A 12336-nucleotide genomic window follows, 5' to 3' on the forward strand; every position below is an offset into this window, starting at 1 on the left:
CCTCAACCTCAACGTCTGAGCCCGTGGGAGCGGCTATCTCGAACCCCGAATCCGCTGATTTCCGATCTGGATTGATCGCCGATTGTGGTTAGTTCGCGAAATGCCTTGTAGCCTCTGGGTTTTGCCAGATCCCGATGTGCGTCTGTCGTCATGGTTTGGCGGCAGGGCGCGCTGGTTGAGGTGCGTAAACGGGTGAGCGGTCCCGAGGCACAGATACAACTCCCTTGGGGTGCAGGTGGAGACGTTCAGGTCGGTGGCTGGTGTGCAACTTGGGCTACGTTGTGTGACGGGCATGGGGCGTCTAGAGGGAAGCGCCGCCGCAGATTGTCAGGTGTTGGCCGGTGATCATGGCGCCGCTGTCGGTGAGGAGGAAGTGGGCGAGGGCGGCGACTTCTTCGGGGTGGATGAGGCGGCCGAGGGGTGGTACGACGGGTGGCGTCGCCGCTCGGGCCGGGTCGGCGAGCATGGCAGTGTCTGTCGGGCCGGGTTCGATGACGTTGACAGTGATTCGCCGGGGCACGAGTTCCGTTGCCCAGGATCGCGCCAGGGCGCGCAGGGCGGCCTTCGTCGCGGCGTACTGGCTCTTGCCGGCGACGCCGATGGCGGTCCTGCTGCCGATCAGCAGGATGCGACCGCCATCCGTCATCCTGCTGACGAGGCCGTTGGCGAGGCGGATCGCGGCGTCGACGTGGACGGCGTACATGCGGCTGCCGTCATCGGGATCGAGGTCGCCGAGCCGGCCGCTGACCTGGAAGCCGGCCGCGTGGATCAGGGCATGCACGGATCCGATGTCGCCGACCGCGGTCGCGGTGCTGTCCGGCTGGGCGAGATCACAGTGCCGCCAGCTGAACCCGTCACCGTCGAAGTCCGGCCGCAGCCGGGACAGCCCGATCACGGTCCAGCCGTCCTGGAGCAGGCGTACCGCGACGGACCGCCCGATCCCGGAGCTGACACCGCTGACGACGGCTGTGCGGTCAGCCGGCATTCAGATGTTCCTGGAGGATTGCGGCCGGAATGTGGAGGTAGCGGATCGCCCGGCGGTGATGGGTGAACGCGACATGGAGGTCGCCGCTGTCGTCGACCACGACCGAGGGATAGCTGAGTTCGCGGTTCAGGCCGTCGCGCGAGTTGTTCGACAGCGCATAGCCGTCGCCGTCCGCGAGCACCCGCCGGACTGGCCAGGACAGTCCGTCATCGCGGGAGACGGCGAGACTGAGCGGTGCCCGTGGTGCTCCCCAGAAGGCGGTTCGCTCGGTGGCATCCTCAACCTCGCGCACCCGCGGCTTCGAGCCTTCGACGATGCCGCTCTCGTCGATTTCGTCGTACAGCGAGACCCGGCGCGCGACCGCGTCGGCCCGGCTGCTGTCGTTGAACACGATCGCGGTCAGTTCGCCGGGCAGGGCGATGGCCTGGATCGATGCGTTGTTGTTCGGGAGCTCGGTCGGCCGTGGCGGTTCCCACGTGATGCCGTCTGTCGAGGTACTGCGGTAGATGTTGTCGGCCCAGCGGCTCCGGAAGTACGCCGTGAGTCGCTCACCCGGCACGATGTTCATGTGCACGCATCCGGTGGAATCCGGCACGGGCACCTCCTGCCACGACGCGCCTTGATCGTCGGAGAACCACACGCTGCTGGTGTCCCGATCGCCTGCCCACTTGTGGCCTTCGATCCGCACGCAGGCGAACGTCGGCAGCAGCCATCGCCCGCTCGAGAGGACCACGATCGGCTGGCGAACGAAGACACCGCCGTCCGGTGAGTTGAGCAGTTCCCGGATCGGTCCCCAGGTCACACCGTTGTCGGCGGAGACTCGCGCCCGGACCACCGCGGTGTCCTGGTCGCCGGCGTGCTGCGCGGTGTAGAGCAACCAGAGTTCGCCGGTGGGCGCGGGGAACAGCACGGGGTTCTGCTCCGAGCGGGTGTCGTCGTCGCTGAGTCGCACTGGCTTGCTCCACGCCCCGCCCGGCGCCAGCCGTGAGAACCACACGCTGATGTCCGCGACGCCTTCTTGCGTCCCCCCGAACCACACGCATCCCAGATCACCACCAGGCAATAAGGCGAGCTGTGCCGCATGCGACTGAACGGTCTCGGTCGGCAGGAACGCCTCACCGAGCCCGTCCGCTCGCTCGCGTACGACGCCATCCGTGGCCAGCTGCTCGAGCGCACTCATCGGTCACCCGCCACGCGCAAGTGCTCGGCCGCCGCCTGATCGAGGTGCACGAGATCCGAGGAGACGGTAGCGAAGGTGAACCCCTCGGCCAGCCTTTGTGCAGCGACCGAGCCGTGAGCGGTATGGATGCCTGCGGCAACGTTCGCGGCCTTCGCCGCGGTCCGCACCCGCTCCAGCGCCGACTCGAACACCTCCGCGACCGCGGGGTCGCCGGGAAACGCGCCACCGACGGCCAAGCAGAGATCCGAAGGACCGACATACACACCCGTGAGACCGGGCACGGCGCAGATGCTCTCCACGTTCGCCAGGCCCTCGGGGGTCTCGATCATCGCGAGTACGGCGATCGACGCGTTCACCTCGGCGGGCTTCGGTCCGACCCGCAACATCGACCGCATTGGCCCGTACGAACGGACACCACCAGGAGGGTACGTCGCAGCCGCGACCGCTCGCGCCGCGTCGTCGGCTGTGTTGACGAGTGGCACGATGATTCCGGCCGCACCGGCGTCGAGCGCCTGGCCGATGTGGAACGGATCGTTCGCGCCGACCCGGACCACGCCGACCGAGCTCCCGCCCGCGTCGATGGCGGTGAGCCCACGCAGGATCCCGGCATACTCGATGAGTCCGTGCTGGGCGTCGATGCAGACGTAGTCGTAGCCGAGGCGCGCGATGCGCTCGGTGGAGACGGGGGAGTCGAGCACGACCCAGTAACCGAGGGCGCGGTCGCGGCGGCGAAGCTTGTCGGTGAAGGAACGGGCAGTTACAGGCAAGGGCTCTCCAAGTGTTATCGGTTGTAAGCAGGCATGGGACCGGACAGCACGCGGCCAACTTCGTCACAGGCGTCGAGGACGTCCTCCGGCAAGCGGCCTTGCTGCGCGGCGGCGATGTTGCTGAGTAGCTGCTCGGGCTTGGAACCGCCGAGCAGTACGGCGGTGACGACATCGCGAGACAGCAACCACCGCAGCGAAAGCTCCGGCAGCGTAAGGCCCGCATCAGCCGCGATGGTCGACAACGACGAGACGGCGTCGAAGAGCGGACGGCTCCAATAGCGATCCCGGTACATCTGAGACAACGCCGACGAGCCGAAACGGCCTTCACCGGGGGTGTCGTCGAACGAGTGCCGTCCGGTCAACAGCCCGCCGCCGAGTGGGTTGTAGACAATCGTGTCCAGGCTGTGCGTCGTGGCGTACTCGACGTACTCGGTCTCGATCCTACGGGCGACGAGGTTGTACAGCTGCTGCGCGACGACCGGCCGGGGCGCACCGGCAGCCACGCACGCGGTGGACACGTCGGTGATCTGCCAGGCGGCGTAGTTGGACACGCCGATCGCGCCGATCAGTCCGTCCCGTACGGCGTCGGCCAACGCTCCGGCGGTCTCCTCGAGGGGCACCGACCGATCCGGCTGGTGCAGATAGAAGAGATCGACCCGGTCGGTGCCGAGACGGCGCAGGCTGGCTTCGAGCGACGACCGGATTCCCTGACCCGACAGGAGCGGCCGGCCGCCGGCGTCACCGGGGTAGATACCGGCTTTGGTCGCGATCGTGACATCGTCCGAGCGGCCGCGGAGGATCTCACCGAGCATCTCCTCGCTCCGGCCACCGGCGTACCCGTTGGCGGTGTCGATCGAGGTGACGCCGTTCGCGACCGCCAGATCGACCATCGATCGCGCGCAGTCGAGGTCGACCGTGTCGCCGAAGGTCATAGTGCCGAGCACGAGGCGCGTCATGAGGCGGCCGCACTTTCGGCCGCACTTTCGGCCGCGCGGGCGGCTGCGATGGCGCGGACGACTTCGCGGGGTTTGCGTCCCGAGATGAGCGCTGGTTCGAGTGCGCTGCGCCGGAGCCGTTGTGTGTATTCGTGCTGTGGGCGCTGCAGTACGTCGGCCGTCGTACCCTGCTCGACGATCTGGCCGGACCGCAGTACGGCGACCTGTTCGGTGACAGCTCCGACGACGCCGAGGTTGTGCGAGATGAACAGGTAGGTCAGCCCCTGCTCGGCCCGCAGCGTGGCCAGGATCTCGAGAACCTGTGCCTGGACGGACACGTCCAGAGCACTCGTTGCCTCATCCAGAACCAGCAGGTCCGGCTCGGAGGCGAGCGCTCGCGCGATGCCGATCCGCTGCCGCTGGCCGCCGGAGAACTCGTGCGGCTTGCGGGTCAGCGCCGATGACGGCAACCCGACCTGGTCGAGCAGTTCGGCCGCACGCTTGTCCCGGGTACGGCGAGATCGTTCGCCGCGGACCGCGATCGGTTCGGCCACGATGTGCTGGGCGTCGAGATGCGGGTCGAGCGAGCCGTACGGGTCCTGGAACACCATCTGGATCCGGTGCCGCAGTGGCCGCAACCGGCGCTCGGACAGGGTCGTCAGATCGACCCCATCGAAGACGATCGAACCGGCCGAGGGTCGGATCAGACGGACCAGCGCACGCGCGATGGTGGACTTCCCGGAGCCCGATTCGCCAACGAGGGCAAGCGATCCACCGCGATCCAGCTGGAACGACACGTCGTCGACGGCCCGGTGTTCGCCGTACTGCACGACCAGACCGGAGACCTCCAGCAAGGTCATGACGCCCCTCCATTCATGAGCTCGAGCTTCCGAGCCGTCGGTACGTCGGTGTCGTCCCACGGGCCGAGCTTCGGGATCGCCTCGAGCAGCTTGCGCGTGTACTCGTGCTGCGGCCGATCGACCACGTCCTCGACGGGACCGCTCTCCACGAACCGGCCGGACTGCATCACATGGATGCGGTCGCTCATCAGCCGCGCGACCCCGAGATCGTGGGTGATCAGCAAGATGCCGACACCGGTCTCCTGCTGGATCTCCAACAGCAGATCGAGGATGCCGGCCTGGACGGTGACATCCAGGGCCGAGGTCGGTTCGTCGGCGACGATCAGATCGGCCTCGGCGGACAGCGCCATCGCGATCAGGACGCGCTGGAGCATGCCGCCGGAGAGCTCGTGCGGGTACTGCTTCAGGCGCTGCTCGGGCCGGCTCAGGTGGACCTGCCGGAGCAGACTCAGCGCACGCTGGCCCGCGTCCGACTTGCCACACCGATGCCGCAACCGGATCGCCTCGACCATCTGCCGGCCGACAGTCGCGATCGGGTTCAACGCGGTCATCGGGTCCTGCGGGACCAACGCCACCGTCCGTCCGCGCAGTCCGTTGATGTGCTTGCGCGTCCCGATCACGTCCTTGCCGGTGAGTTCCGCGTGGCCGGTGAGTACGGCGAGATCGTCCGGGAGCAACCGGAGCAGGGCCATCGCTGTCGTCGACTTGCCAGAACCGGACTCCCCGATGATCGTGACGGTTTCGCCGGAGTCGATGTCGAAAGCCACCCCGTCGACGGCCCGGATCACTCCGGCCGCGGTCATCAGATCGACGGTGAGGTCACGAACACTGAGGATGGGCATCAGCCGGTCACCGCCTTCGCCCGCCGGACCCGGTCGCGCAGGCCGTCGCCGAGCAGGTTGACTCCGAGCACGAGCAGCGCGATCGCGATGCCGGGGATCGTCACGAGCCACCAGGCACCGGTGACGAAGAGTTCACGGCCGTCGGAGATGATGCCGCCCCAGGTCGGGTACGGACGTTGCACGCCGGCACCGAGGAAGCTCAGGGCGCTCTCGAGCAGCACGGCCTGGGCGAGCAGCAGGAAGACGACGACCAGGCTCTGCGACAGGATGTTCGGGATGATGTGGCGGACGATGATCTTGATCCGTCCGAGCCCGAGTACCTGTGCGGCGGCGACGTACGGCTTCTCGCGTTCGACCAGGACCAACGCGCGGGTGAGCCGGGCCGGCTCGGGCCATTGCGCGATCGCGATCACCAGCGTGATCACCGGCACGGACGGGCCGAAGAGCGCGACCACGAGCAGCAGCATGAGCAGCAGCGGCAACGACAGCTGCGCTTCGAGCAGCCGGGAGACGATGGTGTCGACCCAGCCGCCGAAGTACCCCGCGGCGGCGCCGGCCGCGATGCCGAGGACTCCGGACAATGCGATGGCCAGCAGTCCGATCAGCAACGAGGTCTGTCCACCGTGCAGGATGCGGGACAGCAGGTCCCGGCCGTTGGGGTCGGTGCCGAGCAGATGTCCCGGACTGAACGGCGGCAGCGAGGTCTCCTTGAGTACGCCGTGCACCGGGTCGGGCAGCGGCAGCACGCGGGCCAGCGCCACCGGGATGATCACGATGCCGGCGCAGATCGCACCGAGCCAGATCTTGATCGTGCTGTAGCGGGCCTTGCGCGCGGCGGCCGATCGGCGCAGCAACCGCCGGCCAACGTTTGACGGTACGGCCGCATCGGTCATCGGCGGGCCTCCTGACCAAGCCGGACCCGGGGGTCGATGAGCGGATAGAGCAGGTCCACCAGCAGCTGGACCAGCAGGGCGAGGACGACGGTCACCAGGACCGTTGCCTGAATCAACGGGAAGTCCCGCCGCGACAGCGCGTCGACGACGAGTTCGCCGACACCCGGCCATTTGAACACGACCTCGACGATGACCACGCCGTTGAGCATCGCGGCGAACCGGGTGCCGAGCGCGGTGACGACCGGGATGGACGAGTTCGCGAACGCGTAGCCCCAGGTCAGCCGGCGCTCGGAGACCCCGCGGGATCGGGCGATGGTCAGGTACGGCGCGGCCAGGTTCACGCCCATCTCGCGACGGACCAGCCGGGAGATCAGCGCCACCTGGAGTACGACGATGGTCAGGCACGGCAGCACGATCGCGGTCATCGAGTTGAACCCGGACGAGGGAAGCCACTGCAGGTTCACCGCGAACACGATCAGCAGCACGAAGCCGATCCAGAAGTCCGGCATCGACTGGCCGGCGATGGTGGCGATGTTCGCCCCGAGCTCGGGAGCGGTGTTGCCGCGGCGCGCCATCCACACGCCGAGCGGGATCGCGACCGCCGCGGTCACGGCGATGGCCGCGACTGCCAGCGTGATCGTGTACGGCAGTCGGTCCATCACGACCTGCAACGCGGGCTGCCGGAACTGGAACGACGTACCGATGTCACCCTGCAGCAGGTTGCCCAGATACGTGAGGTACTGCGACAGGATCGGCTGGTCGAGCCCGAACTCCTGCCGTACCGCGGCCAACTGCTCGCTGGTCGGGTTCGGCGGGGCGTAGTTCGCAGCCGGATCACCGGGCGCCAGCCGGAGCAGAAGGAAGACGATCGTCACCGTGAACCAGGCCGTCAGGACGGTCTGGCCGAGACGCCTGAGAAAGTAGCGCGGCATGGCTCAGCCCGAGACCTTGACCTTCGAGAGTTCGTAGGAGTTGGTCGGCGACAGCTCGAGGGTGGTGACCCGCTTCCGCTTGGCCAGGACGTTGTCCGGCGTCCACGCCCACATCGCCGGCCACAGCGCCCAGATCTTGTCCTGTGCCTGCTTGAGCAACGCGTCCCGCTTGCCGGCGTCCGGCTCGCTGCTCGCCTGGTCGAGGAGAGTGGTCACGTCGGGAAACACGAAGCCGTGGTACGTGTCGCGGGTCTTCTCCTTGGCCGCCGTACCGGCGTACTGGCCCTGCAGATTGGTGATCGCCAGACCGGTCTGGTTGCCGTAGCCGTTGCCGAGCACGTCCCAGTCACCGGCCTCACCACGCCGCCAGGTGTTGATGTCGCCGCCCTTCGGGATCTCCTTCAGTGTCACTTTCACGCCGACGTCGCCGAGCATGCCGACCAGCGCCTCCATCACCCGGGCCGCGCCGGCGAACTCCGCCTCTTCCCAGATGAACGTCAGCTTCAGGTTCGACACGCCTTCGGCGGCGAGCATCGACTTCGCCTTCGCCGGGTCGAACGTGTACCCGCCGGTCTTCGCGAAGCCGGACAGGGTCTTCGGTACGACGCCCTCCGCGGATGAGACGAGTCCGTTCATCAGGCTGGAGATCAACGATTCGTGGTCGACGGCGTAGCTGAGGGCCTCGCGCACCTTCGGGTTGGTGAGCGGGTGGCCGGCCGGTTTGCGGAAGTTGTAGAAGAGGTGGATCAGCCGGGTGCCGGGCTCCTGGACGAGTTCGATGTCGTTCTTCTTCTTGAGCGCGGTGGCCGACTCGGGCGTGATCGTGTCGATCACGTCGGCCTGGCCGGAGGTGATCGCGATGACCCGGGCGCCCTCTTCCTCCTGGTACGACACGTTGACCTCGTCGAGCAGGGCCTTCTCGCCCCAGTAGTTGTCGTTGCGGACGAGGCGGTAGGTGCCGGTGCCGGAGTCGGCCGAGGCGACCGTGAACGGTCCGCTGCCGATCCCCTCGCGCAGCTCCTCGGCCTTGTTGGCGTTGGCCGGCGTGATCAGGATGTTCGACATCAGCGAGTCCAGCGTCACCACGGGCTTCTTGGTGGTGAGCGTGAAGGTCTTGTCGTCGACCTTGGCGAACGTGGGCTGCTCCGGGAACTGCGAGGCGACGTACCCGGCCTTGACCTGGAAGTACAGCTTCAGCGCGGTCTCGACGTCCTCGACCGTGACCGGCGACTTGTCGGAGTACTGGATGTCGCCGCGCAGCTTCACCGTCCAGACGGTCGGCGAGGTGAGCTCGAACTTCTCCGCGAGCACCAGTTGGGGCTTCAGGTCCGAGCCGATCCGGGTCAGCGCCTCCCGGACCGCGCGCTGCACGGTCACGGCGGCGTCGTACTGGTTCAGCTTGTTGTCCAGGCTGACCAGGTTGCGGTTGAGCACGATGCTGAGCTTCCCGCCGGTGCCTGAGCCGCCGCCTCCGCTCGTCGTACCCGAACTCTGCGGACCGGCGCAGGCAGTGACAGCGGATCCGAGCGCCGTACTCGCGCCGACGATGCCGAAGAACTGCAGGATCGCCCGTCGGGAGACCCCCGTGCCCGACTCGGCGGTATCGACCAACTTCTCGATGTCGGACATGACGTTCTCCTTGAAGTCTGCCAGGGGCGCCCGGTGACGGGCTCGTTTCCACAAGATGACATTCTTGCGTGTTCTGCGCAATAGCTGTAGCGTCATTTGCGTGATCTGATCTTTTGAGGCGGCTGCCTGGACAGGTCGTCCGGTTGGCGTCCTCAGTGCTGCGCTCGGACAGCGAAAGGCCTGTCAACGCAGGGCATTCTTGGAATCGGCGAAGGGAGGGGTGATGCCGGAGCTGGCGATCGTCGCGGACGATCTGAGTGGAGCGGCCGAGTCGGCCGCCGCCTTTTTGTTGCGCACAATGCGTATCTCGGTCGGCCTGTACGCCGCGCACCGGCCTCCCGTGGTCGATTCGCGATCCACGAACCGTGTGATCGCCGTCGACACGAACTCCCGGCGACAGAGCCCGGCGGAAGCGGCGGATTCAGTGCGGTCCGCGATCGCGGCCTGCGGCGGTGTGCCGATCCTCAAGAAGGTCGATTCGCTCCTGCGCGGCAACCTTGCCGCCGAAGTGGGTGCCCTGCGGGATCTGTATGGCGTTGTCCCCATCGTTGCGACGGCTCTGCCGGTCGCCGGTCGGGTCGTGGTCGACGGAGTCCTGCGGGTTGCCGGCGTTCCCCTGCACGAGACCGGATTGTGGCATGCCGAGGACCGGCCCGCGCCGCGCTCCGTCGCGGAGGCGTTGGCGCCGCTGGATACCTGTTTGGTGCCCTTGGCAACGGTTCGCGAGGGCGGTGAGATCTTGGCCAAGGCACTCGCGGAAACCGGCGCGGCGGGGCTCGTCGCCGTCTGTGACGCCGAGTCCGACGACGACCTCGACGGTGTCCACGCCGCCGCGCGCCTGGTCTGTGAGCGGCCGGTGCTGGTTGGGTCAGGCGCACTCGCCGGCGCAGCCGCACGTGCCTTCCCCGCCGACGGCCCGGAGTTGGTTGCCCCGGCACCATCCGTGGCGGAGGCCGTCCTGGTTGTGGTCGGCAGTGCGGCTCCCTCGCTGTCCGTCCAGCTGACCGCGCTGGAGGCCGCCGCTGACGTCGTACTGCGGCTCGACCCCCACGCCCTGCTGCGTGATCCGCGCGGGGTACGTCGTTACATCACGGCCCGAGTCCGAGGGTCCCGGTGCGCGGTGGTGAGCCTGGCCGGAGACGCCGGCGTACGGCCTGAGCTTGCACCACAACTGGCTGCCTCGCTGGCACAGGCCGTCGAGCCCGCGGCCGCGGATCACCGCGCTCTCGTTCTCACCGGTGGTGAGACTGCCCGCGGGGTCCTGGATCTGCTCGGCATCGACCGCCTGACGCCGGTCGCGGAGCGCTGCGGGGCAGTGCTTTCCCGAGCCGGTGATCGACTCGTGGCCACCCGTCCCGGCAGCTTCGGCAGCCCAACTTCGCTCGCCGATCTCGTCGCCAGCCTGTTCACCGAACCCGTACCCGAGGAGCCGATATGAGCAGCACCCCCCAGATCGCCGTCACGATGGGCGACGGCGCCGGCATCGGTCCGGAGGTCATCGTCCGAGCGCTCCTCGACCCCACCATCTCGGCGGCCGCGCACTGCGTTGTCATCGGGGATGCCGAGCGACTCCGGCAGGCCGCGCGGATCGTCGGTCTCGAACCCGACATCGTCGCGATCGAGACTGTGGGGGAGGCGGAGTTCACCCCGGGACGGATCAATGTCATCGATCTGGGGTTGTTGCCGCCGGATCTGCCGTTCGGTGCGGTGTCCGCGGTCGCGGGAGATGCGGCGTACCACTACATCCGGGTGGCGAGCGAGCTCGCGATGTCCGGACAGGTGCAGGCGATCTGCACCGCGCCGCTGAACAAGGCAGCGTTGCAGGCAGGCGGGCACATCTTCCCCGGCCACACCGAGCTCCTGGCGGAACTCACCGGCACCAAGGAGGTGTCGATGATGCTGTCGACGCCCAAGGTGAAGGTCATCCACGTCACCACGCATATCGGCCTGATCGACGCGGTGGACCGGATCGAACCCGGGCTGGTCGAGCGCACCATCCGGCGCGGCCACCAGGCCCTGGTCGACGCGGGGGTCGCGGCGCCGAAGATCGGTGTCTGCGGGATCAACCCCCACGCCGGTGAGAACGGCCTGTTCGGACGGGGCGAGGAGGAGACGAAGATCGCTCCAGGGGTCGAGGTGTGCCAGGCCGACGGGATCGATGTTCACGGTCCGCTGCCGGCCGACACGCTGTTCTTCTTGGCCGGTCGTGGTGACTACGACCTGGTGGTGGCGATGTACCACGATCAGGGTCACGGTCCGGTCAAGATCCTGGGACTCGAGGCCGGCGTGAATGTCACGGTCGGGCTGCCGGTGATCCGGACGTCGGTCGACCACGGTACGGCGTTCGACATCGCCGGCAAAGGCATCGCCGACCACCGATCGATGATCGAGGCACTCCGGCTCGCGGTCGAGATGGCTCCGGAGCGAGTGGCGGGCTGATCTTCCTTGGCTGCGTCATCTTCTTGGGTAGGGTGCGAAGCGTGAGCAGGCAGAAGTCGGGGGCGCGACGCGAGCAGATCGTCCGGATGGCCGCGTCCGATGGGCTGGCCAACGTGGAGGATCTGTCCGCGCGGCTCGGCGTCACGCCCTCGACGATCCGGCGCGACCTTGCCCTGCTGACCGCGCAGGGGAAACTCGCGCGCACCTATGGCGGCGCGCTGAGTCTGGAGCCGCATCCGGAGGCGTCGCTGCGTCAGCGCCTGGGCGAGGCGTACGACGCCAAACGCGCGATCGCGGCCTGGGCCGCTCGCCAGATCGTGCCCGGTGAGAACGTGCTGCTGGACGGCGGATCGACCACGACCGCGCTGGCTCAGGAACTCACCAGCTTCACCAACCTTTCCGTGACGACAACCGCCCTGACCGCGCTCGACGTACTGGCCGAAGCCGAGAACATCGAGGTGATCGTGCTGGGCGGGCGGCTGCGGATCATCAGCCAGTCCTTCGTCGGACCGCTCACCGAGGCCTCGCTCGAGCGGATGTCGTTCGACCGTGCGTTCATGGGCGCCGACGGGGTCCGCGTCGACCGCGGAATCAACGAAAAGGATCTCGAGCAGACGCGGCTGAAAGAGCTCATGATGGGCCGGGCCGATCACGTCTACGTCCTCGCACACGGCGCCAAGCTCGGCCAGGGACCCTTCCACGCGTGGGCGGTGATGCCGCCGCGCTGGACCCTGGTGACCGACGACTCGGCGCCGCCCGCCGAGGTCCGCAGGTTCGAGGACAAGGGAATCGAGGTCGTCCTCGTCCCGGCGATCCAAGCGTCGGCAGACTGACCTGCTGACCCACGATCGGGCCCCGGGAACCTCGGTCCCGG

Annotated in this window: 12 protein-coding genes; 3 read left to right on the forward strand and 9 right to left on the reverse strand. The window is 67.9% G+C overall.

Features of this window, described 5'->3' with window-relative positions; all coding sequences use genetic code 11:
- Positions 1 to 301: 301 nt before the first annotated feature.
- The 9 genes from EV643_RS21715 to EV643_RS21755 are packed head-to-tail and all read right to left on the reverse strand — an operon-like array spanning position 302 to position 9023.
- Complete coding sequence (locus EV643_RS21715) at positions 302 to 985, reverse strand: SDR family NAD(P)-dependent oxidoreductase (RefSeq protein WP_133801938.1); 684 nt, start codon at positions 983 to 985, stop codon at positions 302 to 304.
- A complete protein-coding gene (locus EV643_RS21720) occupies positions 975 to 2165 on the reverse strand; it encodes a sialidase family protein (protein WP_133801939.1) in 1191 nt (396 codons plus the stop codon). Before EV643_RS21720 ends, EV643_RS21715 begins: the two co-directional genes overlap by 11 nt.
- Complete coding sequence (locus EV643_RS21725) at positions 2162 to 2932, reverse strand: HpcH/HpaI aldolase family protein (protein WP_133801940.1); 771 nt, start codon at positions 2930 to 2932, stop codon at positions 2162 to 2164. Before EV643_RS21725 ends, EV643_RS21720 begins: the two co-directional genes overlap by 4 nt.
- A gap of 14 nt (positions 2933 to 2946) precedes the next feature.
- On the reverse strand, positions 2947 to 3888 hold the full coding sequence (locus EV643_RS21730) for an aldo/keto reductase (protein ID WP_133801941.1): 942 nt from the start codon (positions 3886 to 3888) through the stop codon (positions 2947 to 2949).
- A complete protein-coding gene (locus tag EV643_RS21735) occupies positions 3885 to 4727 on the reverse strand; it encodes an ATP-binding cassette domain-containing protein (RefSeq protein WP_133801942.1) in 843 nt (280 codons plus the stop codon). Before EV643_RS21735 ends, EV643_RS21730 begins: the two co-directional genes overlap by 4 nt.
- On the reverse strand, positions 4724 to 5569 hold the full coding sequence (locus EV643_RS21740) for an ABC transporter ATP-binding protein (RefSeq protein ID WP_133801943.1): 846 nt from the start codon (positions 5567 to 5569) through the stop codon (positions 4724 to 4726). Before EV643_RS21740 ends, EV643_RS21735 begins: the two co-directional genes overlap by 4 nt.
- On the reverse strand, positions 5569 to 6462 hold the full coding sequence (locus EV643_RS21745; protein WP_133801944.1) for an ABC transporter permease: 894 nt from the start codon (positions 6460 to 6462) through the stop codon (positions 5569 to 5571). Before EV643_RS21745 ends, EV643_RS21740 begins: the two co-directional genes overlap by 1 nt.
- Positions 6459 to 7394, reverse strand: coding sequence for an ABC transporter permease (locus tag EV643_RS21750; RefSeq protein WP_133801945.1), 936 nt, complete (start codon positions 7392 to 7394; stop codon positions 6459 to 6461). Before EV643_RS21750 ends, EV643_RS21745 begins: the two co-directional genes overlap by 4 nt.
- A 3-nt stretch (positions 7395 to 7397) precedes the next feature.
- Entirely contained in the window at positions 7398 to 9023 is a 1626-nt protein-coding gene (locus tag EV643_RS21755) for an ABC transporter substrate-binding protein (RefSeq protein ID WP_133801946.1), read from the reverse strand.
- A gap of 223 nt (positions 9024 to 9246) precedes the next feature.
- Here EV643_RS21755 and EV643_RS21760 point away from each other — a divergent pair, with 223 nt between their 5' ends.
- The 3 genes from EV643_RS21760 to EV643_RS21770 are packed head-to-tail and all read left to right on the forward strand — an operon-like array spanning position 9247 to position 12295.
- A complete protein-coding gene (locus EV643_RS21760; RefSeq protein ID WP_133801947.1) occupies positions 9247 to 10461 on the forward strand; it encodes a four-carbon acid sugar kinase family protein in 1215 nt (404 codons plus the stop codon).
- Positions 10458 to 11462, forward strand: a complete 1005-nt coding sequence (pdxA, locus tag EV643_RS21765) for a 4-hydroxythreonine-4-phosphate dehydrogenase PdxA (RefSeq protein WP_133801948.1) — start codon at positions 10458 to 10460, stop codon at positions 11460 to 11462. The genes EV643_RS21760 and pdxA overlap by 4 nt, the downstream gene beginning before the upstream one ends.
- Before the next feature lie 41 nt (positions 11463 to 11503).
- Positions 11504 to 12295 carry a DeoR/GlpR family DNA-binding transcription regulator gene (locus EV643_RS21770; protein ID WP_133801949.1) on the forward strand — a complete coding sequence of 264 codons (792 nt, stop codon included), beginning with the start codon at positions 11504 to 11506 and terminating at the stop codon, positions 12293 to 12295.
- Positions 12296 to 12336 lie beyond the last annotated feature (41 nt).

It is taken from the genome of Kribbella caucasensis, assembly GCF_004361855.1.
Taxonomy (GTDB): domain Bacteria; phylum Actinomycetota; class Actinomycetes; order Propionibacteriales; family Kribbellaceae; genus Kribbella; species Kribbella caucasensis.